The sequence below is a fragment of the Psychrobacter sp. NPDC077938 genome (genome assembly GCF_044542635.1).
Classification (GTDB): domain Bacteria; phylum Pseudomonadota; class Gammaproteobacteria; order Pseudomonadales; family Moraxellaceae; genus Psychrobacter.
In genome coordinates, this window is record NZ_JBITUW010000001.1 from 53,521 (window position 1) to 72,264 (window position 18,744).

Here is an 18,744-nt window from a genome sequence, read left to right on the forward strand (position 1 = left end):
TAGTAAATTTGTTTAAGCTCTTTTACTACTTACCTTTTTACCTAAGGTTTTTTGTCTTTAGTATTTATTAAGTCAATGTCTTCTCTATGAATCTATCCGATAATAAAATGAATTTTTCTGACTTACTTCCTCCTGCTGAAGCAAGTTCGTTGCTAAAACAGCTTACTCAGTTGGGGAGTCATACTGAAAATTCAGCCAATAACAAACTGCATCTTGATAAAGATAAGTATTTAAACGAATGCAGAAGTCAGTGGCAAGAGTTGTCTATTACTCAATTTGACAATACTCACACAGCAGAATTGATAATTGATAGCGAACGATTAGCTACCGATTGGCTCATACAGCTATTTAATACTTTATTCGCTGATCAGCAAGTTATATTGGTTCGTAGTGATGGAGAACCCGAGTATTTTCCAGCTCAAAATGATAAACCTGCCAGAATTGAGTTCGCTCATGGCTTTTTTGCCAGTGCTTTACATGAAATTAGCCATTGGTGCGTAGCTGGTGACGCTCGTAGACAACTATCTGACTTTGGCTACTGGTATGCTCCAGATGGACGATCAGCGGCTCAGCAACAAGCATTTGAGCGTGTAGAAATCAAACCTCAAGCATTAGAGTGTCTATTTACCTTGGCGTGTGGACGAAATTTCCAAGTCTCACAAGATAACTTGTTTGCCGACTTCGATACCAGTAGTAGCACCTTTGCTATTGATGTCTATCAGCAAGTCCAAAGCTATATAGCCAAACCTCATACTCTGCCGCGTGACGCTAAGACTTTGCTAACTGCGTTACTTAGCGCTTGCATTTTTCCATCTAAAATCAACGCTTAATTCAAATTACTAAGCGTTTCTAATTATTAACGATTTTCTACGGTTGGTAACGCCTTGCCACTAAACTTATATCTACTTTGAGATATACTGATAACTGAAGTAGTATTTTAAAGATATCGATCTACTTTATTTCTAGAGTAGTTTTTCTAATATATCCAGTGATTGAACCACATCTAATTAATGAAAAATTTGTCTCAATTAAAAACCAATAATTATAAAATAAGGAACCACTATGGAAGTCTTCTATATCCATCCCGATAATCCGCAGCCACGCCTCATTGAGCAAGCCGCTGACCTATTGCGCAGAGATCAGTTAATTATTTACCCAACTGATACCAGTTATGCTTTTGGTTGCCGTTTGGGTGCAAAGGATGCCCTATCTAAGCTTAAGCAAATCCGTGAACTCGATGATAAGCATCAATTTACCTTACTATGCCGCGACCTAAGCGAAATTGCCAATTATGCAACAGTTGATAATGTGCAATTTAAACAGCTGAAAGCCCATACCCCTGCCCCAATTACTTTTATTCTTAATGCCACCAAAGACGTACCTAAAAAACTGGCGCATGCAAAGAAAAAAACCATTGGTATTCGTGTGCCTAGCAACCCCATTGCTCAAGCATTATTAGAAGCGATGGATGAACCTATCTTAACCAGCTCACTGATTTTGCCTAATCGGGACGATATTTTGGATGATCCGTTTGAGATTGAAGACTTACTAGGCAATCAAATCGACGGACTGATCAATGCAGGTATAAAGACGACCAAGCTTACTACTATCGTAGATATGACTAGCAGCGTTCCTGAAGTTATCAGGCAAGGTGCGGCTGATGTCGATTCGTTATTACTCTAAACAGCTAGTTATTGTTGTAAATAGCCAGTTATTGCCCTAAACAACTAATAGTATATTTAGTCAAATTTAAGACAAAAAAAAGCTCCAATTGCATTGGAGCTTTTTTATGGAATATGTCTTGGGTGTAAAACTAGTCACGATCAACCAATTCTACATAAGCCATTGGCGCATTGTCACCATCACGGTAACCGCATTTTACGATACGCAAATAACCACCTGGACGCGTCTGGTAACGAGGACCTAACGTGCCAAATAATTTGCCTACCATAGCTTTGCTACGCATACGGCTGAATGCTAAACGACGGTTAGCAACGCTGTCTTCTTTAGCCATAGTGATCAATGGCTCGGCAACGCGACGTAGTTCTTTAGCTTTTGGTAAAGTTGTTTTGATCAGTTCATGCTCAAATAATGAGTTAGTCATGTTCTGAAACATTGCCTTACGATGACTGCCGGTACGACCCAGCTTGACTCCACTCTTACGATGGCGCATAGTCAAAAATCCTTAAAGTTTAACGGCTACGATAAGAAAAGCGATCATCAACACGTAAATCAGCTGGTGGCCAGTTATCTAGGCGCATACCGAGCTCTAAATCTTTAGACGCTAATACGTCCTTGATTTCTGTTAATGATTTCTTACCAAGATTTGGGGTTTTTAGAAGTTCAGTCTCTGAACGCTGTACCAAATCACCGATATAGTAAATGTTTTCAGCTTTCAAGCAGTTGGCTGAGCGAACCGTTAGTTCAAGATCGTCCACAGGGCGTAATAGCACCGGATCAACCTCTTCTTTCTCTTTCACAGGCTCAGGCGCTTCTTCAGCTTCTAGGTCAACAAAGATAGAAATCTGTTGTTGTAAAATAGTGGCTGCTTTACGAATTGCTTCTTCTGGATCTATAGTGCCATTAGTTTCAAGCTCAATGATAAGACGATCAAGATCAGTACGCTGCTCTACACGAGCGTTCTCAACCTGATAAGCAACACGAAGCACAGGACTAAAACTTGCATCAAGCTTTAAACGTCCAATTGCTTTAGTATCACCATCTTCACGGCGCTGGTTTGCTGGCTCATATCCACGACCCATCACTACACGCAAACGCATCTTAAGATGACCACGATCGCTCAATGTACCCAAGACCAATTCTGGATTGATGATGTCAACATTGTGCGGCAACGCGATGTCTGCAGCAGTAATAGTGCCTGGACCTTGTTTATCCAAGGTCAAAAATACTTCATTTTGGTCATGAAGAGTAATTGCTAAGCCTTTTAGGTTCAAAAGCAAATCAAGTACGTCTTCTTGCAGGCCTTCAAGCGTTGAGTATTCATGGTCAACACCATCAATCTCAGCTTCAATGACTGCAGCACCAGGTAATGAAGATAACAAGATGCGGCGCAGAGCATTACCTAGGGTATGCCCAAAGCCGCGTTCTAACGGTTCGAGCGTGACTTTCGCAATCGTTTCGTTAACCGTATCCACATTAATGGCATTCGGCGTTAGAAACTCAGTTGCATTTAGCATCATGATGTCACCTCGATTTATTAAACTGGTTTAATTAACGTTAATTGCTCAATGCCATTTTCATAACATTGAGCATTACGTCATTACTTAGAGTATAGCTCAACGATCAAGCTTTCGTTGATTTCAGCAGGTAGATCAATACGATCAGGCGCATGTTTAAACGTGCCTTGTAATTTGCTGTGGTCAACATCAAGCCATTCTGGAATACCACGTTGTGTCGCTAATTCGATAGCGTTTTTAATACGTAGCTGTTCGCGAGATTTCTCTTGGATAGCGATGACATCACCATCTTGAAGCTGAATTGAAGGAATGTTCACACGAACAAACTCATCACGGCCAGCTTTTTTTACCATAACAGTACGATGACTGACTAGCTGACGTGCTTCTGCGCGAGTTGAGCCAAAGCCCATGCGATATACAACGTTATCTAGACGACTCTCAAGCATTGCTAGCAAGTTTTCACCAGTAGCGCCACGCTTACGAGCAGCTTCTTTATAGTAGTTCGCGAATTGACGCTCTAGTACACCATAAATACGCTTAACTTTTTGCTTTTCACGCAACTGTAGAGCATATTCTGAGGTCTTGTTACGGCTTACGCCATGCTGACCTGGTGGACGACCAGCTTTCTTCGTTTTTACGTCATACGGTTTAACGCCAGACTTAAGGCCTAAATCCGTACCTTCACGACGTGATAATTTCAGTTTTGGTCCAATATAGCGGGCCATTGTTATGTCTCCTATAAGCTTTTAGTATAAAAAGCTTCGTCTTTAATATTAGACGCGGCGCTTTTTCGGCGCACGGCAACCATTGTGTGGGATTGGGGTTACATCAGAGATGCTGTTAACTTTATAACCCAATGCACCTAGTGCTCTTACCGCAGACTCACGACCCGGTCCTGGTCCTTTGACCAAAACATCGATATTCTTAACACCATATTCTTGGGCCGCTTTACCAGCGACTTCAGCTGCAACCTGAGCTGCAAATGGTGTAGATTTACGTGAACCACGGAAGCCTTGTCCACCTGAAGTGGCCCAAGCCAATGCATTACCTTGACGATCGGTAATCGTAACAATGGTGTTATTAAAAGACGCATGGATATGGGCAATGCCCTCCGATACTGAACGACGAGCCACCTTTTTGCGACTGCGAGTGTCTTTTGCCATCTTTTAGCTTCCTAAGTTAATTATCTTTTGAGAGGGCGTGTCGGACCCTTACGAGTACGAGCGTTGTTCTTGGTGTTCTGACCTCTAACTGGTAGGTTACGACGATGACGGATGCCACGGTAACAACCAAGATCAACTAAACGCTTGATGTTCATTGAAACTTCACGACGAAGGTCACCTTCGGTCATGTAGTTTGCAACTTGTGCACGGATAGCATCTAACTGTGTATCATCTAACTGACTGACTTTAGTAGTAGGGGCGATGCCAACTGCTTCTAAGATTTTCTGAGCAGTGGTACGACCTACACCAAAGATGTAAGTTAGTGAAATAACAGCATGCTTATTATCCGGAATGTTTACGCCGGCAATACGAGCCATTGATTTCTCTCCATTAAAGAAAAATAAGCGTTATCTAGCGATAAGGCTTTACTCTTCAGATTTGTTGCTGTTAATACTAGAGCTTTTATAGTCATTATCGATGTTTTGACTATAAGTCTGCTCATCGATTCTATTATAAAAGATTTTGTATAAACACGGCAAGTGGCGGATGATATCGCATCCGCCGTTATTTTTCAAGTATTAATTTAATTAGCAGCGAAAACTAAATGTTTTCTAATACTAAAGATTAACCTTGACGTTGCTTGTGGCGAGGTTCTGCTGTACAAATAATATGTACACGGCCTTTACGGCGCACAACTTTACAGCTACCACAAATCTTTTTAACTGATGCTTGAACTTTCATAGCATGCTCCTTGAAATATCGTACCGCTCATTTAAGGTTGAGTGGGCGATTGAATTAACGTCTGATCATGATATTGATGGGTCATCAAATGCGCTTGAATCTGCGAGATGAAGTCCATTACCACAACCACCATAATCAGTAAAGACGTACCACCGAGTTGAAACGGCACACCAAACGATGACTGGACGACCATTGGCATTAAACAAATAACCGTCATATACATCGCGCCAATAAAGGTCAGTCGGTTTAATACATGATCGAGGTAACGCTGAGTTTGTTGTCCTGGGCGAATACCTGGGATATACGCACCACTACGTTTAAGGTTCTCTGCTACTTCACGCGGACTAAATACCAGCGCCGTATAAAAATAACAGAAGAAAATAATCATTGCGCCAAACAGTACTAAATATAGCGGCTGCCCTGGAGACAACACCAATGCCATATTTTGAAGTATTTTCTGTACAAAGGTAGGATCAGTCGATTGACCGACCCACTGCCCTAAACTTGCAGGAAACAATAATAAAGAACTGGCAAAAATAGCTGGGATAACCCCTGCCATATTTAGCTTAAGCGGCAAATGTGATTGCTGCTGAGCATAAATTTTGCGGCCTTGTTGCTGTTTTTGTGCATAGTTTACAGGAACACGGCGTTGAGCACGTTCAATATAAACGATACCCGCAGTAACCGCGATACCTAGCAGTACAAAAATAAATAGCACAATCAAGTTCATCTGACCTTGATTGACCTGTTCAATAGACTGCGAAATCATACCTGGCGTACCAGCCACAATACTCGCAAAAATGAGCATTGAAATACCATTACCTACGCCACGCTCTGTAATCTGCTCACCAAGCCACATTAAGAACATTGCGCCTGCTACTAAAGAAGTAACAGCTGGAATATAAAAGGTAAGACCAGTAGATAAAGTAAGGTTTTGGCTGATTAAGCCGGCACACATTCCTAATGACTGTACTAGGGCTAAAGCAAGCGTTCCCTGACGGGTATACTTGTTTAGCTTGCGTCGTCCCGCTTCACCTTCTTTTTTGAGGGCTTCAAGCGATGGCAATACTGCAGACATCATCTGTACGATAATCGATGCTGAGATATACGGCATAATGCCAAGTGCCATGATAGACATACGCTCTAGCGCACCACCTGAGAACATATTAAACATGCTCAAGATGGTGTTTTCGTTGCGCGAAAACAGATCAGCCAAGTTAACTGGGTTAATACCCGGAACTGGAATATGTGACCCTAAACGATAAACAATCAATGCGCCGATTAAAAATAATAAACGCGTCCATAGCTCATCATACTTACGTATAAATGCGAATGGATTAAGCGGTATACCAGCCGATGACATTGATTGTTTTGACACGTTACTACTCCTCGATGCTACCACCAGCAGCTTCGATAGCTTGCTTAGCACCTTTAGTCACTTTAATACCTTTGAAAGTATAAGCTTTAGTGACTTCGCCTGATAGCATTACACGAGCACGTTTCATATCGTGACGGATAAGGTTAGCAGCTTTAAGTGTTTCAAGGCTAACTACATCGCCTTCAATTTTATTCAGTTCAGAAAGACGTACTTCAGCAGTCTTCATAGCCAGTTTACTGGTAAAACCAAATTTTGGTAGACGGCGATATAGAGGCATCTGACCACCTTCAAATCCTGAGCGAATGCTAGAACCTGAACGAGATTTCTGACCTTTTACACCACGACCACCAGTCTTACCAAGACCTGAACCGATACCACGACCACGACGTTGGGCAGTTTTCTTTGCGCCAACACCTGGTGATAATTCATTTAATCTAAGACCCATTACGCTTCCTCCACTTTTACCATGTAGTTAACGCGATTGACCATACCACGAGTCGAAGGAGTATCTTCTACTACTACAGTATGATTAATACGACGTAAACCCAATCCTTTCAAGCTCGCTTTGTGGCTCTTTAGGCGATGGGCACCCGATTTAAATTGAGTGACTTTCATTTTTTTCATCGTAACTCACCTAGTCTAAGTTAACCCAAGATTTCGTCTACAGATTTACCACGTTTAGCTGCCATCTTCTCTGGAGTTGACATATCACGTAAACCGTTAAACGTTGCGCGAACAACGTTAGCAGTATTGGTAGAACCATAACATTTAGTCAAAACATCTTTGACACCAGCAACTTCTAATACAGCACGCATTGCGCCACCAGCGATTACGCCAGTACCTTCAGATGCAGGTTGCATATAGACTTTACTAGCACCATGACGTGCTTTGATTGGATGATGCAAAGTTGCATCATTTAGCTCAACAGTAATCATATTACGTTTGGCAGCTTCTAGTGCTTTTTGGATAGCAGCTGGCACTTCACGTGCTTTACCACGACCAAAACCTACACGACCATTGCCATCGCCCACTACAGTTAATGCAGTGAAAGAGAAAATACGACCACCTTTAACAACTTTCGCTACGCGATCAACGGTAACTAAGCGTTCTACTAGACCGTCAGTCTGTTCATTTTTATCATTTTTATCATTTCTAGCCATGATTAAAACTCCAATCCGTTTTCGCGAGCAGCTTCTGCTAAAGCTTTAACTCGACCATGATATTTGAAACCACTACGGTCAAAGGCAACTTTAGTAATGCCAGCTGCTTTTGCGCGTTCTGCGATCATTTGGCCTACAGACGTTGCTGAATCAGCATTACCAGTCGCGCCTGAACGCAAGCTGCTGTCTAAGGTAGATGCCTGAGCAATCACTTCACCACCATTTGGAGAGATAATTTGGGCATAAATATGTTTTGACGTGCGGTTAACCGTTAAGCGATGAACGCCTAAGAAACGGATATGCGCGCGTGTTTTCTTAGCTCGACGCAGACGAGCTGCTTTTTTATCAAACATTTCAACTCACCTTATTTTTTCTTAGCTTCTTTGCGAATCACATGCTCGTCACTATAACGAATACCTTTACCTTTATAAGGCTCAGGTGGGCGGAAACCACGGATGTTGGCGGCTGCTTGACCAAGCTGCTGTTTATTGTTTGATTTCAAAACAATTTCAGTTTGCGTTGGTGTTTCAGCTGATACACCTTCAGGTAACGTATACTCTACTGGATGAGAATAACCAACGTTCAAGGTTACCTTGTTACCAGTAACTTGCGCGCGATAACCAACACCAATCAACTGAAGACGTCTTTCAAAGCCTTCGTTCACGCCAGTAACATAGTTGTTAACAAGAGCGCGCATGGTGCCAGTGTGCATCATAGCTTCTTTTGAATCGACTGTAGGTGAGAAAATGATAGCATCATCTTCCTGTTTCAGCTCGACCAATTCATGCAGGCGTAAAGACATAGAACCGTTCTTGCCTTTAACTTCGACCTGCCGATCGTTCAAAGTAACGCTTACGCCGTTTGGCAGCGTCACTGGGGCTTTAGCCACACGAGACATAGGAATATTCCTTAAAAAATTTAACTTCTTTATATTAGCGAAAAAACTAACAGGCTAAAAAGCGTGTTAGTTTAGCATAGTTGACTGTGTTAGACATCTATCAATTCAAAATAATTTAATATTACTCAATCAATAGAAGCCTAACAACCATCAAATAGACTTCATCGTCGTATAGCTTACGCTACAAATGCGACGATTTCACCACCGATACCAGCAGCGCGTGCAGCACGATCGCTCATGATACCTTGGCTAGTAGATACGATAGCAACACCCATACCTTGCTTAACAGTAGGGATAGCGTCTTTACCGCGGAACTGGCGTAAACCAGGACGGCTATAACGTTGGATAGTTTCGATGACAGCACGGCCTTCGAAATATTTCAATTCAATAGTAAGGGTTGCTTTGTTGTTCTCTTCTTCAGCAACAACAGCGCTAGCCACATAACCTTCGCTAACTAGTAAATCAGCAATTGATTTACGTAATTTAGAGCTCGGCATTGCTACCGATACTTTGTTAGCCATTTGTGCGTTACGGATACGGGTTAGCATATCCCCAACGGTATCTTGCATACTCATATAGTTACTCCTTACCAGCTTGCTTTACGAACACCAGGCACATCGCCTTGCATGACACGCTCACGCAGCATATTGCGTGACAAGCCAAACTTGCGGAAGTAACCGTGAGGACGACCGGTGATAGCACAACGATTACGCAGACGTACTGGTGATGAGTTGCGTGGAAGAGCTTGTAGCTCTAACATCGCTTCCATACGAGTTTCGTCACTTGCAGTCATATCACTGATAGTTTCTTTTAGCTTGATACGCTTTTCAGCATATTTAGCAACCATTTTTTCGCGCTTTAATTCGCGGTTAATCATGCTCTTCTTTGCCATAACGTCTTTACCTTATTTAAATGGGAAGCCGAATGCTTTAAGCAACGCACGACCTTCTTCATCAGATTGAGCTGACGTGGTGATTGTCACATCCATACCACGGATACGATCAATCTTGTCAAAATCTACTTCTGGGAATACGATTTGTTCTTTGATACCCAATGAGTAGTTACCACGTCCGTCAAAGGCTTTAGGTGAAAAACCGCGGAAATCACGAATACGAGGAATTGCAATGGCAACGAGACGATCTAAAAATTCGTACATTTGCTCACCGCGTAGCGTTACTTTACAGCCAATTGGCCATTCTTCACGAATCTTAAAGCCAGCAACTGATTTACGCGCTTTGGTGACAACAGGTTTTTGACCAGCAATCGCGGTCATATCAGCTACAGCACCTTCCAACAATTTCTTGTCTTGAGACGCGCCGCCTACACCCATGTTAAGTGTGATTTTAGTGATTTTAGGCACTTGCATCACATTTGCCAAACCAAGCTCTTCTTTGATTTGCTGCTTTAGTTCATCGTTATATAAAGATTTTAATCTTGCCATTACCATTACACCCTTAGTGTCTTACGCAGTCGCCACTACTTCACCGCTTGAACGATAGACGCGTTGTTTCTTGCCGTCTTCGCCAAACTGATAAGTAATACGGTCTGCTTTTTGGGTTTGCGCATTTAAGATTGCGACATTTGAGATATGCAGAAAAGCTTCTTGCTTAAGGATGCCACCTTCAACGCCAGTTGCCTGATTTGGCTTCTGATGTTTAGTGACAATATTAATGCCTTCAACTTTAATACGATCGTTTTTTACAGCTTGTACAGTACCTTGCTTGCCTTTGTCTTTCCCAGCAATCACGATAACTGTATCGCCTTTACGTAATTTTGACATGGATTACCTCACAATACTTCTGGTGCTAGTGATACAATTTTCATAAACTGATCACCACGTAGTTCACGAGTTACCGGTCCAAAAATACGAGTTGCAATCGGCGCTTTGTTTTGGTTCAACAATACCGCAGCATTGTCATCAAAACGTAACACAGAACCATCTGGACGACGAACGCCTTTTTTGGTACGTACAACTACTGCATTCATCACGTCGCCTTTCTTAACACGACCACGAGGAATGGCTTCTTTAACCGTTACTTTAATAATGTCGCCAACTGATGCATAACGACGATGAGAACCACCCAGTACTTTAATGCACTGAACTCGCCTTGCACCGCTATTGTCTGCAACTTCCAGCATTGACTCAACCTGAATCATAGCGTTACTCCACACGTATGAGCAATAAAAACCAGTTGCTGCCGCTAGCACAGAATGAGTAGGACGGCATTTTAATATAAATAACCGCGACTTACTCTTAATGTGAGTGATATACGCTCGGCGCAATCAGCATCCTTAAAAAGGCGGCTATTTTAACAGCTTCTGGCTTTTAATGCAATTTACTTAGATTTTTTCTACTTTTTCAACCACATCAACTAAAGTCCAAGACTTAGTTTTTGAGATTGGACGCGTTTCTTTGATGCGGACAAGGTCGCCTTGTTGGCAAACGTTATTCTCATCATGAGCTTTGATTTTCGTAGAACGACGAAGCTGCTTGCCATACAAAGGATGACGAACCAGACGCTCAATCAAAACTGTGATGGACTTGTCCATCTTGTCGCTGACAACTCGTCCTGTCAATACGCTAGCATTGGTAGCTGTTTGATTGTTATCGCTCATGAGTCGCCTCGTTGTTTCTCGTTAATCAAAGTCTGAAGCTGGGCAATCGTGCGACGATTGGCTCTAACTTCATGGGTATTACCCAACTGACCAGTTGCTTTAGCCATACGAATACGGAAAGCATCAAGTTGCTTTTCATCAAGTAACTGGGTCAGTTCTTCTAATGATTTATCACGTAATTCACTGATCTTCATTACATTATCGTCCGCTTAACAATGGTAGTTTTAAAGGGCAATTTTGCTGCAGCGAGCGTTAATGCATCACGAGCAAGCTCTTCAGATACCCCTTCAATTTCATATAGCACTTTACCAGGTTTGATTTCGCATACCCAATATTCTACTGGACCTTTACCTTTACCCATACGTACTTCTAATGGTTTGTTGGTAATTGGTTTGTCAGGGAATACACGAATCCAAATCTTACCGCCACGCTTAATTTTACGAGTGATGGTACGACGTGCTGCTTCGATTTGACGAGCTGTCATACGACCACGCGTCAATGATTTTAGACCAATTTGTCCGAATGCAACGGTGCTTCCACGATGAGCTAGCCCAGTGTTACGACCTTTGTGCATTTTACGAAACTTGGTACGTTTTGGCTGTAACATAGTTTAACCTCTGTCTGAGTTTCGACGGTTTCCACGACCACGGCGTTTTGGCGCACGAGTCTGCTCTTCTTTGACGGGATTATATACACTGTTCATACCGTCAAGGATTTCGCCACGGAAAATCCAAACTTTAACACCGATGGTGCCGTAAGTTGTCTCTGCACGAATTGACGAGTAGTCAATATCAGCACGGAGTGTATGCAATGGCACACGACCTTCACGGTACCATTCACTACGAGCAATCTCAGCACCGCCTAGACGGCCAGACAGCTCAACCTTGATACCTTTAGCACCAGAACGCATGCTGTTCTGTACCGCGCGTTTCATCGCACGACGGAACATAACACGACGCTCAAGCTGGCTACCGATGCCGTCTGCTACCAAACGTGCATCAAGGTCAGGTGACGTGATTTCTTCAATGTTGACCTGAGCAGGTACGCCCATAATTTTGGTCAATTCTTTTTGAAGTCTCTCGATATCTTCGCCTTTCTTACCGATAACAATACCAGGACGCGCAGTGGCGATGGTAATCTTAGCAGCGCCAGTAGGACGCTCGATCATGATGTTGCTGATCATAGCGTTATCTAGCTTTTTGCGTAGATATTCACGAACTTGAATGTCGTTGATTAGGTATTCTGAGTATTGTTTAGGGTTAGCATACCAGTTTGCGTTATGCTTTTTTACAACACCAAGACGAATTCCGATTGGATGTACTTTTTGACCCATAACTTATTCTCCTACCTTTATAGTGATGTGACAAGTACGCTTGCTGATACGATCAGCACGGCCTTTGGCACGTGGTAGGATACGTTTTAGCGTAATGCCTTCATCAACATAGATAGTAGCGACTTTTAGGTCGTCAATATCTAAGCCGTGATTATGTTCGGCATTGGCGATGGCTGAGTTAAGGCATTTCTTAACAAACACAGCGCCTTTTTTATTGCTATACGTTAGGATATCCAAAGCACGCTCAATAGATTTGCCACGAACTTCATCAGCAACGAGTCTAACTTTTTGTGCCGATATGGCGGCACCGCGTAATTTTGCAGTTACTTCCATGGTAAGCACCTTATCTCTTAGCTTTTTTGTCAATGCCGTGACCACGATACGTACGAGTCGGGGCAAATTCACCTAGTTTATGACCAACCATCTGCTCGCTCACGATAACCGGTACATGAGTACGGCCGTTGTGAACAGATAAAGTTAGGCCAACCATTTGTGGCAGAATCATCGAGCGGCGCGACCAAGTCTTAATTGGCTTGCGTGAGTTGGTGTCTAATGCATTCTCAACTTTAGCAAACAAGTGCGCGTCTATGAATGGACCTTTTTTCAATGAACGAGGCATGAAATTCTTCCTTTATTTCTTCTTGGCGCGACGGCGGATGATCATGTTGTCAGTACGCTTATTGTGACGCGTTTTAAGTCCTTTAGACTTCTGACCCCAAGGGCTGGTTGGATGGCGACCTTTGTTACGACCTTCACCACCACCGTGTGGGTGATCAACCGGGTTCATAGCGACACCACGAACAGAAGGACGAACACCACGCCAACGTGAAGCACCGGCTTTACCAAGTGATTTCAAGTTGTTTTCAGTGTTAGAAACTTCACCAATAACAGCGCGGCAATTTACGTGTACACGGCGAGTTTCGCCAGAACGCATACGTAGAATAGCATAAACACCGTCACGACCTAGTAACTGAACGCTAGCACCCGCAGAACGAGCCATCTGTGCACCTTTACCGATTTTAAGTTCGATATTGTGAATCACAGTACCCAATGGGATATTTTTTAGCGGTAAGCAGTTACCTGGGCGAATTGGAGAAGTCTCGCCTGACATTACTGTATCACCAACTACTTGTTTCTTAGCAGCGATAATGTAACGACGTTCGCCATCAGCATACTTAAGTAGAGCAATATGAGCAGTACGGTTAGGATCGTATTCGATACGCTCTACCGTTGCTGGGATATTGTCTTTAGTACGTTTGAAATCGATAATGCGATAATGTTGCTTATGACCACCGCCAATGTGACGAGTAGTAATGCGGCCATTATTGTTACGACCACCTGACTTGCTTTTTGATTCTAGAAGTGCTGCAAACGGACGACCTTTGTACAGGTGTGGATGCACTACTTTTTCAACAAAACGACGGCCTGGTGATGTTGGCTTTGCTCTTACGATAGGCATGAGTGTAATCCTTATTCGTTATTCGCTGTTTCACTAGTAGAATCAGTAGTATTCGCTACTTCTTCACCAGCATCAGCCATTTGTACATCTTGACCAGCTTTTAAGGTAACATAGGCTTTTTTGTAGTCGTTACGACGGCCGATGCTTTTACCAAAACGCTTTGTCTTACCTTTAACATTCAAAGTGTTTACTTTAGTAACTTCAACACCTTCAAACATCAACTCAACTGCTTTCTTGACTTCAAGCTTAGTAGCATTAGAATCAATTTTAAATACCTGCACACCAAGTGAGTCGCCAAGCATTTGAGATTTTTCTGAGAATACAGGCCCTCTTAAGACCTGATAAAGTCTTGCGTTATTCATGCTAGTGCTTCCTCAAATTGTTTCGCAGCTTCAACTGACATGATCACTTTATCAAATGCGATCAAGCTCACTGGGTCCACTTCGTTTGTACCAAGTACATTGACATGTGGAATGTTGCGAGCAGCTAAGTATAAGTTTTCATCAACTTCTTTAGTAACGATTAGTGCACGAGGTGCATTCAAATCGTTTAACTTAGCAATCAGTTCTTTGGTTTTCGGCCCAGAAACGCTCAACTCTTCTACCAAAATCAGACGCTCTTGACGAATCAATTCTGCTAGGATGCACTGCATCGCACCGCGATACATTTTACGGTTTACTTTCTGTGACCAATCTTGTGGTTTTGCAGCGAATGCACGACCACCTGAACGCCAGATTGGGCTACGAATAGAACCCGCACGAGCGCGACCAGTACCTTTTTGGCGCCATGGCTTAATACCACCGCCAGAAACTTCGGCACGTGTTTTTTGTGCGCGTGTACCTTGGCGAGCACCAGCTAAATAAGCGGTGACGACTTGATGCACTAGTGCTTCGTTGAATTCACGACCAAATGCCGTATCAGAAAGCTCAACCGCCGCACCTGTAACTGTTTTTAAATCCACGTTAATCCCCTTGCTTAGGCTTTGACTGACGGACGTACGATAACATCGCCACCGGTGGCACCTGGGATAGCACCCTTGATGACAAGTAACCCTTTTTCGGCATCAACCGAAATCACTTCTAGGCCCTGAACGGTAACACGTTTGTTACCCATCTGACCCGCCATCTTCTTGCCTTTGAATACTTTACCTGGTGACTGGTTTTGACCAGTTGAACCATGCGCACGATGAGACACTGAGTTACCATGAGTAGCATCTTGCATACTAAAGTTGTGACGCTTAACAGGGCCCTGGAAACCTTTACCTTTGCTCTGTCCTGTCACATCAACCATCTGACCTTGTTCGAACAAGTCAGCTAGAATCTCGCCACCAATCTCACGACCTTCAAGATCGCTTTCGTTGGCACGGAATTCCCAAACACCACGGCCAGCTTTAACACCAGCTTTAGCGAAGTGACCCTTTTGTGCAGCTGTTACGCGGCTGTCACGACGAGTACCTGTGGTAATTTGGATGGCTTGATAACCATCTACATCAGTATTTTTTACTTGAGTAATGCGGTTTGCATCGACCTCAACAACTGTTACAGGGATAGATGCGCCTGTTTCAGTGAAGACACGGGTCATGCCGCACTTTTTACCGACTAAACCGATCGCCATTTTAGACCTCTTTATATCTTATATTAATGGGTTGGGTGTTTAATGTGCATTAACCCAAAGCAATTTGAACGTCAACACCCGCCGCTAAATCTAATTTCATTAGCGCATCCACAGTTTTGTCAGTTGGCTGAACGATATCAACCATACGCTTATGAGTACGGATTTCGTACTGGTCACGAGCGTCTTTGTTAACGTGTGGTGAGGTTAGAACGTTGAAGCGCTCAATGCGAGTCGGCAACGGTACAGGACCACAAACTTGCGCACCGGTGCGCTTTGCAGTATCAACAATCTCTTGTGCAGATTGATCAATCAGACGATGATCAAAAGACTTAAGACGGATACGGATTCTCTGGTTAGCCATGCCAGCAAGCTCCTAATATGTGCCTTTGTCATTCTTGCGTCGCAAGACCATGATCAAAAGCAGTTTGGTTAAATATTCACTTAAAGCGGCCTTCTGTTCTTAACCAGAATGAGTTCTTTATCCGAACTTATAGCGTGCCAAAAGCAAAATAGTTTAAAGCCCCGCCAACCCTCCTATTAATTGGAAAGTAGCAAAGGCATAATGAAATAGTGCTAGAAACGATGCTCTAGCTGTAATAGCGCCAGCTTTTTTTATTCAGCTGCGCATATATAATTCAGTGGTGTATATTATACATAGTATTTTAGGTATTGCAAGAGCAATCTCTAGTATCATTAGAGATGCTCCTTCTTATACTAGCCACTAATCACACAAATATTTTCATCTAAAATTATTATTTGTTTTGGATAATATTAATCTAAAACAATATCATACTGCTCTTGGGTATATAGATTCTCTACATCAAAAGTAATGACCCTACCCAGTAGATACTCTAAATCAGCCACTGTATCTGACTCTGTTGTAAGCAATAAATCAATGACTGCCGCATGAGCCACCACTGTGAACTTTTTGGGAGAATTATAAGTGCGGGCGCAGCGCATGATTTCGCGGAAAATCTCAAAGCAAACCGTCTCTGCGGTTTTGACAAACCCTCGACCTTGACAAGTCGAACACGGCTCACAAAGCTGCTGACCCAATGATTCACGCGTGCGTTTGCGTGTCATCTCTACTAAGCCAAGCTCACTAACCTGCGTAATCTTGGTTTTTGCATAATCTTGGGTAAGCTGCGCCTGTAAGCTCTCAAGCACGTCATCTTTATGCTGTTGCTCAAGCATATCGATAAAATCTAGAATAATAATGCCGCCTAGATTACGTAGTCTTAGCTGACGAGCGATAGCATGTGTGGCTTCTAAATTAGTCTTATAAACCGTATCCTCTAATGAGCGACCACCTACAAAAGAACCTGTATTGACATCAATCGTCGTCATGGCTTCGGTCTGATCGATAATCAGATAGCCGCCAGACTTGAGATCGACACGGCGCTTTAGTGCGTCACGTAAGTCATCCTCAACACGGTGTACGTCAAATAGCGACTGCTCTGCGGTGTAATGCACGATTCGGTCATAGACGAAGGGAACAAACTCTTTGGCAAAGTATCTGACTTGCTCATAAATCTGCGTATTATCAATGATGACTTTTTCGGTATCAGCGTGAACCAAGTCACGGATAGAACGTAATGGTAGTGACAGTTCTTGATAGATCAGCTCTGAGCTCTGATGATTGTTAATCTCTTGGCGACGAGCACAGATAGTACGCCACAGCTGCAATAGATAATAGATGTCCTCTTCTAGCTTATCGACGGGCACACGCTCAGCAGCGGTACGGGCAATCAGTCCACCCTTCAGATTAACCGTCTGCATCAGGCTACTAAGCTCAGTTTTTAATCGGCTACGCTCTTCCTCACCATCGATGCGCTGCGATATGCCAATATGATCACTCGATGGCAAATATACTAGATAACGTGATGGCAGCGAGATATTAGTTGTTAGACGAGCACCTTTACTTCCTAACTGGTCTTTGGTTACCTGTACCAGAATACGCTGACTTTCATGTAGGCGATGCTGAATCAAAGTTTTAGACACTGGTACGATCTCTGTGCTTTGCGCACTGACAATAGGCGGTGTCACAGCCAAGCTATCAGCAGAGGCATTGGTAGTCGCATCGTCCTCATTTATCTCGTGCTTCGTGGCCTTAGCCGCTTTGTTTTTTTCTGCAACGGGGCGTGGTTCACGCTGCATATCGTTGACATGTAGAAATGCGGTCCGTGACTGACCAATATCTACGAAGGCTGCCTGCATACCAGGAAGGACACGTACGACCGTCCCCAGATAGATATTGCCGACCAACCCCAGTTTGTGATGTCGTTCAATATAAATCTCGCCCAAAATACCATTGTCTAAAACCGCAACACGGGATTCCATTGGACTAATATTAATCAGCAGCTCTTCGGACATAGTTTTTTCTCTTATCTCTCAGCTTTCTTATTAGACGGTCATCGCCTATTAGATTGACAGTGTAACAAATGCGACTTGCTCTTGCCCATTACCCTACCGTGTCATTATGTGCATATCCCATTATAACGGGTTGACTGTGTCCACACTGTCTTCTGTCATTTCTTTGATTAGTGCCAGTGTTTGTGCCAGTGGCAGACCAACGACATTGGTGTAGCTACCATTAATACGACTGACCCATGCCGCACCCAGTCCTTGAATACCATACCCACCCGCTTTATCAGCAGGTTCGCCACTGTCCCAATAGTCGCTCATCATCTGTGTCGTCAGTGGTATAAAAGTCACTTCCGTACGCTCAGTAATTCGCTGCTGGTTAATAATTTGTAAGCACTGTGTAGGTTCTGATGGGCTTGGTTTTGCTTTAGGCAATAACTGTACTTGAGTCGCTTGAACGGCAGTCCATACTTCGTGGACGTTATCAGACATACGTTGCCACATACTATATGCGTGGTCGCGATCGATAGGTTTGACCAATACTGTCTTACCATCCGATAGCACGCCAATGGTGTCAGAGGTCAAAATCATAAATGGTGATGTGAGGCTATCGTAATCTGCTTGAGACGTGTCGCTTAACTGTTGTATCGCGGCATCAGCTTTGGTTGCGACCATGCGTTCGATATAGTCTGTCGGCGACTCATTATCTAACGGCGTCTCGTCGATATCTACACTTAAGATAGTAAAGTCAAGTTGCGCTCTTTCTAGTAGCTCACGACGACGCGGAGAGCCAGATGCCAAAACGATATCCATCGATATTC

32 protein-coding genes are annotated in these 18,744 nt (G+C 43.2%); 2 read left to right on the forward strand and 30 right to left on the reverse strand.

The window, feature by feature from the left end:
- The first annotated feature begins 86 nt into the window (after positions 1-86).
- Positions 87-830, forward strand: coding sequence for an elongation factor P hydroxylase (locus ACIGBM_RS00245; RefSeq protein ID WP_397476397.1), 744 nt, complete (start codon positions 87-89; stop codon positions 828-830).
- 232 nt (positions 831-1,062) lie between these two features.
- The gene (locus ACIGBM_RS00250) at positions 1,063-1,683 is read left to right on the forward strand and encodes an L-threonylcarbamoyladenylate synthase (RefSeq protein ID WP_397476398.1); all 621 of its coding nucleotides are present in this window, start codon (positions 1,063-1,065) and stop codon (positions 1,681-1,683) included.
- A 130-nt stretch (positions 1,684-1,813) separates the two neighbouring features.
- On the opposite strand, the gene rplQ is transcribed toward ACIGBM_RS00250, so the two are convergent.
- The 30 genes from rplQ to ACIGBM_RS00400 all read right to left on the reverse strand — a co-directional run bounded on the left by rplQ (position 1,814) and on the right by ACIGBM_RS00400 (position 18,736).
- Positions 1,814-2,173 carry a 50S ribosomal protein L17 gene (gene rplQ / locus ACIGBM_RS00255; RefSeq protein WP_021813387.1) on the reverse strand — a complete coding sequence of 120 codons (360 nt, stop codon included), beginning with the start codon at positions 2,171-2,173 and terminating at the stop codon, positions 1,814-1,816.
- Between the two features lie 19 nt (positions 2,174-2,192).
- Positions 2,193-3,200 (reverse strand): DNA-directed RNA polymerase subunit alpha, encoded by a 1,008-nt coding sequence (locus tag ACIGBM_RS00260; protein WP_021813386.1) that lies wholly within the window; start codon positions 3,198-3,200, stop codon positions 2,193-2,195.
- Positions 3,201-3,280: 80 nt separating this feature from the next.
- Positions 3,281-3,922: a 30S ribosomal protein S4 gene (gene rpsD, locus ACIGBM_RS00265; RefSeq protein ID WP_057758723.1), complete on the reverse strand. Its 642-nt coding sequence runs from the start codon at positions 3,920-3,922 to the stop codon at positions 3,281-3,283.
- Between the two features lie 48 nt (positions 3,923-3,970).
- On the reverse strand, positions 3,971-4,360 hold the full coding sequence (rpsK, locus tag ACIGBM_RS00270; protein WP_010196728.1) for a 30S ribosomal protein S11: 390 nt from the start codon (positions 4,358-4,360) through the stop codon (positions 3,971-3,973).
- A gap of 20 nt (positions 4,361-4,380) precedes the next feature.
- Complete coding sequence (gene rpsM, locus ACIGBM_RS00275; RefSeq protein WP_021813384.1) at positions 4,381-4,737, reverse strand: 30S ribosomal protein S13; 357 nt, start codon at positions 4,735-4,737, stop codon at positions 4,381-4,383.
- Between the two features lie 247 nt (positions 4,738-4,984).
- Entirely contained in the window at positions 4,985-5,101 is a 117-nt protein-coding gene (gene rpmJ / locus ACIGBM_RS00280; protein WP_010196721.1) for a 50S ribosomal protein L36, read from the reverse strand.
- Positions 5,102-5,132: 31 nt separating this feature from the next.
- On the reverse strand, positions 5,133-6,464 hold the full coding sequence (gene secY / locus ACIGBM_RS00285) for a preprotein translocase subunit SecY (protein WP_166739245.1): 1,332 nt from the start codon (positions 6,462-6,464) through the stop codon (positions 5,133-5,135).
- A 19-nt stretch (positions 6,465-6,483) separates the two neighbouring features.
- Complete coding sequence (gene rplO / locus ACIGBM_RS00290; RefSeq protein WP_057758719.1) at positions 6,484-6,924, reverse strand: 50S ribosomal protein L15; 441 nt, start codon at positions 6,922-6,924, stop codon at positions 6,484-6,486.
- Positions 6,924-7,103 carry a 50S ribosomal protein L30 gene (rpmD, locus tag ACIGBM_RS00295; RefSeq protein ID WP_057758718.1) on the reverse strand — a complete coding sequence of 60 codons (180 nt, stop codon included), beginning with the start codon at positions 7,101-7,103 and terminating at the stop codon, positions 6,924-6,926. Before rpmD ends, rplO begins: the two co-directional genes overlap by 1 nt.
- 20 nt (positions 7,104-7,123) lie before the next feature.
- Positions 7,124-7,639 carry a 30S ribosomal protein S5 gene (rpsE, locus tag ACIGBM_RS00300; protein ID WP_057758716.1) on the reverse strand — a complete coding sequence of 172 codons (516 nt, stop codon included), beginning with the start codon at positions 7,637-7,639 and terminating at the stop codon, positions 7,124-7,126.
- A gap of 2 nt (positions 7,640-7,641) precedes the next feature.
- Positions 7,642-7,992, reverse strand: coding sequence for a 50S ribosomal protein L18 (rplR, locus tag ACIGBM_RS00305; protein WP_057758713.1), 351 nt, complete (start codon positions 7,990-7,992; stop codon positions 7,642-7,644).
- A gap of 11 nt (positions 7,993-8,003) precedes the next feature.
- Positions 8,004-8,537, reverse strand: coding sequence for a 50S ribosomal protein L6 (gene rplF, locus ACIGBM_RS00310; protein WP_057758710.1), 534 nt, complete (start codon positions 8,535-8,537; stop codon positions 8,004-8,006).
- 176 nt (positions 8,538-8,713) lie between these two features.
- On the reverse strand, positions 8,714-9,112 hold the full coding sequence (gene rpsH / locus ACIGBM_RS00315) for a 30S ribosomal protein S8 (protein WP_101204864.1): 399 nt from the start codon (positions 9,110-9,112) through the stop codon (positions 8,714-8,716).
- Between the two features lie 11 nt (positions 9,113-9,123).
- Positions 9,124-9,429 (reverse strand): 30S ribosomal protein S14, encoded by a 306-nt coding sequence (gene rpsN, locus ACIGBM_RS00320; RefSeq protein ID WP_010196705.1) that lies wholly within the window; start codon positions 9,427-9,429, stop codon positions 9,124-9,126.
- 12 nt (positions 9,430-9,441) lie between these two features.
- Positions 9,442-9,978 (reverse strand): 50S ribosomal protein L5, encoded by a 537-nt coding sequence (rplE, locus tag ACIGBM_RS00325; RefSeq protein ID WP_101204865.1) that lies wholly within the window; start codon positions 9,976-9,978, stop codon positions 9,442-9,444.
- Between the two features lie 21 nt (positions 9,979-9,999).
- On the reverse strand, positions 10,000-10,317 hold the full coding sequence (rplX, locus tag ACIGBM_RS00330) for a 50S ribosomal protein L24 (protein ID WP_101204866.1): 318 nt from the start codon (positions 10,315-10,317) through the stop codon (positions 10,000-10,002).
- Positions 10,318-10,325: 8 nt separating this feature from the next.
- Positions 10,326-10,694 (reverse strand): 50S ribosomal protein L14, encoded by a 369-nt coding sequence (gene rplN / locus ACIGBM_RS00335; RefSeq protein ID WP_010196702.1) that lies wholly within the window; start codon positions 10,692-10,694, stop codon positions 10,326-10,328.
- A 183-nt stretch (positions 10,695-10,877) separates the two neighbouring features.
- On the reverse strand, positions 10,878-11,153 hold the full coding sequence (rpsQ, locus tag ACIGBM_RS00340; protein ID WP_021813375.1) for a 30S ribosomal protein S17: 276 nt from the start codon (positions 11,151-11,153) through the stop codon (positions 10,878-10,880).
- Positions 11,150-11,347 carry a 50S ribosomal protein L29 gene (gene rpmC / locus ACIGBM_RS00345; protein WP_025644397.1) on the reverse strand — a complete coding sequence of 66 codons (198 nt, stop codon included), beginning with the start codon at positions 11,345-11,347 and terminating at the stop codon, positions 11,150-11,152. The genes rpsQ and rpmC overlap by 4 nt, the downstream gene beginning before the upstream one ends.
- Entirely contained in the window at positions 11,347-11,760 is a 414-nt protein-coding gene (rplP, locus tag ACIGBM_RS00350) for a 50S ribosomal protein L16 (protein ID WP_025644399.1), read from the reverse strand. The genes rpmC and rplP overlap by 1 nt, the downstream gene beginning before the upstream one ends.
- Positions 11,761-11,763: 3 nt before the next feature.
- Positions 11,764-12,486, reverse strand: coding sequence for a 30S ribosomal protein S3 (gene rpsC / locus ACIGBM_RS00355; protein ID WP_057758704.1), 723 nt, complete (start codon positions 12,484-12,486; stop codon positions 11,764-11,766).
- Between the two features lie 3 nt (positions 12,487-12,489).
- Complete coding sequence (gene rplV / locus ACIGBM_RS00360; protein ID WP_021813373.1) at positions 12,490-12,819, reverse strand: 50S ribosomal protein L22; 330 nt, start codon at positions 12,817-12,819, stop codon at positions 12,490-12,492.
- Between the two features lie 10 nt (positions 12,820-12,829).
- On the reverse strand, positions 12,830-13,105 hold the full coding sequence (gene rpsS / locus ACIGBM_RS00365; protein WP_010196682.1) for a 30S ribosomal protein S19: 276 nt from the start codon (positions 13,103-13,105) through the stop codon (positions 12,830-12,832).
- A 12-nt stretch (positions 13,106-13,117) separates the two neighbouring features.
- Complete coding sequence (gene rplB, locus ACIGBM_RS00370; RefSeq protein ID WP_057758702.1) at positions 13,118-13,945, reverse strand: 50S ribosomal protein L2; 828 nt, start codon at positions 13,943-13,945, stop codon at positions 13,118-13,120.
- 11 nt (positions 13,946-13,956) lie between these two features.
- Complete coding sequence (rplW, locus tag ACIGBM_RS00375) at positions 13,957-14,307, reverse strand: 50S ribosomal protein L23 (RefSeq protein ID WP_057758700.1); 351 nt, start codon at positions 14,305-14,307, stop codon at positions 13,957-13,959.
- Positions 14,304-14,906 (reverse strand): 50S ribosomal protein L4, encoded by a 603-nt coding sequence (rplD, locus tag ACIGBM_RS00380; protein WP_057758698.1) that lies wholly within the window; start codon positions 14,904-14,906, stop codon positions 14,304-14,306. Before rplD ends, rplW begins: the two co-directional genes overlap by 4 nt.
- A gap of 14 nt (positions 14,907-14,920) precedes the next feature.
- On the reverse strand, positions 14,921-15,559 hold the full coding sequence (gene rplC, locus ACIGBM_RS00385) for a 50S ribosomal protein L3 (protein ID WP_057758696.1): 639 nt from the start codon (positions 15,557-15,559) through the stop codon (positions 14,921-14,923).
- Positions 15,560-15,608: 49 nt separating this feature from the next.
- Entirely contained in the window at positions 15,609-15,920 is a 312-nt protein-coding gene (gene rpsJ / locus ACIGBM_RS00390) for a 30S ribosomal protein S10 (protein ID WP_010196670.1), read from the reverse strand.
- 410 nt (positions 15,921-16,330) lie between these two features.
- Positions 16,331-17,932 carry a ribonuclease E/G gene (locus tag ACIGBM_RS00395; RefSeq protein ID WP_397476399.1) on the reverse strand — a complete coding sequence of 534 codons (1,602 nt, stop codon included), beginning with the start codon at positions 17,930-17,932 and terminating at the stop codon, positions 16,331-16,333.
- 120 nt (positions 17,933-18,052) lie between these two features.
- Positions 18,053-18,736: a Maf family protein gene (locus tag ACIGBM_RS00400; protein ID WP_397476400.1), complete on the reverse strand. Its 684-nt coding sequence runs from the start codon at positions 18,734-18,736 to the stop codon at positions 18,053-18,055.
- Positions 18,737-18,744: the final 8 nt, after the last annotated feature.

What these genes read in the sequence shown, in the direction of transcription:
- rplN (WP_010196702.1), bottom strand. Translation starts at nt 10,694, where the DNA reads ATGATTCAGGTTGAGTCAATGCTGGAAGTTGCAGACAATAGCGGTGCA.
- rpsS (WP_010196682.1), bottom strand. Translation starts at nt 13,105, where the DNA reads ATGCCTCGTTCATTGAAAAAAGGTCCATTCATAGACGCGCACTTGTTT.
- rpsQ (WP_021813375.1), bottom strand. Translation starts at nt 11,153, where the DNA reads ATGAGCGATAACAATCAAACAGCTACCAATGCTAGCGTATTGACAGGA.
- rpsE (WP_057758716.1), bottom strand. Translation starts at nt 7,639, where the DNA reads ATGGCTAGAAATGATAAAAATGATAAAAATGAACAGACTGACGGTCTA.
- rpsC (WP_057758704.1), bottom strand. Translation starts at nt 12,486, where the DNA reads ATGGGTCAAAAAGTACATCCAATCGGAATTCGTCTTGGTGTTGTAAAA.
- ACIGBM_RS00400 (WP_397476400.1), bottom strand. Translation starts at nt 18,736, where the DNA reads ATGGATATCGTTTTGGCATCTGGCTCTCCGCGTCGTCGTGAGCTACTA.
- rpmD (WP_057758718.1), bottom strand. Translation starts at nt 7,103, where the DNA reads ATGAAAAAAATGAAAGTCACTCAATTTAAATCGGGTGCCCATCGCCTA.
- rpsJ (WP_010196670.1), bottom strand. Translation starts at nt 15,920, where the DNA reads ATGGCTAACCAGAGAATCCGTATCCGTCTTAAGTCTTTTGATCATCGT.
- rplB (WP_057758702.1), bottom strand. Translation starts at nt 13,945, where the DNA reads ATGCCTATCGTAAGAGCAAAGCCAACATCACCAGGCCGTCGTTTTGTT.
- secY (WP_166739245.1), bottom strand. Translation starts at nt 6,464, where the DNA reads ATGTCATCGGCTGGTATACCGCTTAATCCATTCGCATTTATACGTAAG.
- ACIGBM_RS00245 (WP_397476397.1), top strand. Translation starts at nt 87, where the DNA reads ATGAATCTATCCGATAATAAAATGAATTTTTCTGACTTACTTCCTCCT.
- rplW (WP_057758700.1), bottom strand. Translation starts at nt 14,307, where the DNA reads ATGAATAACGCAAGACTTTATCAGGTCTTAAGAGGGCCTGTATTCTCA.
- rplP (WP_025644399.1), bottom strand. Translation starts at nt 11,760, where the DNA reads ATGTTACAGCCAAAACGTACCAAGTTTCGTAAAATGCACAAAGGTCGT.
- rplQ (WP_021813387.1), bottom strand. Translation starts at nt 2,173, where the DNA reads ATGCGCCATCGTAAGAGTGGAGTCAAGCTGGGTCGTACCGGCAGTCAT.
- rplC (WP_057758696.1), bottom strand. Translation starts at nt 15,559, where the DNA reads ATGGCGATCGGTTTAGTCGGTAAAAAGTGCGGCATGACCCGTGTCTTC.
- rpsK (WP_010196728.1), bottom strand. Translation starts at nt 4,360, where the DNA reads ATGGCAAAAGACACTCGCAGTCGCAAAAAGGTGGCTCGTCGTTCAGTA.
- rpmJ (WP_010196721.1), bottom strand. Translation starts at nt 5,101, where the DNA reads ATGAAAGTTCAAGCATCAGTTAAAAAGATTTGTGGTAGCTGTAAAGTT.
- rpsH (WP_101204864.1), bottom strand. Translation starts at nt 9,112, where the DNA reads ATGAGTATGCAAGATACCGTTGGGGATATGCTAACCCGTATCCGTAAC.
- rplO (WP_057758719.1), bottom strand. Translation starts at nt 6,924, where the DNA reads ATGGGTCTTAGATTAAATGAATTATCACCAGGTGTTGGCGCAAAGAAA.
- rplF (WP_057758710.1), bottom strand. Translation starts at nt 8,537, where the DNA reads ATGTCTCGTGTGGCTAAAGCCCCAGTGACGCTGCCAAACGGCGTAAGC.
- rplV (WP_021813373.1), bottom strand. Translation starts at nt 12,819, where the DNA reads ATGGAAGTAACTGCAAAATTACGCGGTGCCGCCATATCGGCACAAAAA.
- rplX (WP_101204866.1), bottom strand. Translation starts at nt 10,317, where the DNA reads ATGTCAAAATTACGTAAAGGCGATACAGTTATCGTGATTGCTGGGAAA.
- rpmC (WP_025644397.1), bottom strand. Translation starts at nt 11,347, where the DNA reads ATGAAGATCAGTGAATTACGTGATAAATCATTAGAAGAACTGACCCAG.
- rpsM (WP_021813384.1), bottom strand. Translation starts at nt 4,737, where the DNA reads ATGGCTCGTATTGCCGGCGTAAACATTCCGGATAATAAGCATGCTGTT.
- ACIGBM_RS00260 (WP_021813386.1), bottom strand. Translation starts at nt 3,200, where the DNA reads ATGATGCTAAATGCAACTGAGTTTCTAACGCCGAATGCCATTAATGTG.
- ACIGBM_RS00250 (WP_397476398.1), top strand. Translation starts at nt 1,063, where the DNA reads ATGGAAGTCTTCTATATCCATCCCGATAATCCGCAGCCACGCCTCATT.
- ACIGBM_RS00395 (WP_397476399.1), bottom strand. Translation starts at nt 17,932, where the DNA reads ATGTCCGAAGAGCTGCTGATTAATATTAGTCCAATGGAATCCCGTGTT.
- rpsD (WP_057758723.1), bottom strand. Translation starts at nt 3,922, where the DNA reads ATGGCCCGCTATATTGGACCAAAACTGAAATTATCACGTCGTGAAGGT.
- rplR (WP_057758713.1), bottom strand. Translation starts at nt 7,992, where the DNA reads ATGTTTGATAAAAAAGCAGCTCGTCTGCGTCGAGCTAAGAAAACACGC.
- rpsN (WP_010196705.1), bottom strand. Translation starts at nt 9,429, where the DNA reads ATGGCAAAGAAGAGCATGATTAACCGCGAATTAAAGCGCGAAAAAATG.
- rplE (WP_101204865.1), bottom strand. Translation starts at nt 9,978, where the DNA reads ATGGCAAGATTAAAATCTTTATATAACGATGAACTAAAGCAGCAAATC.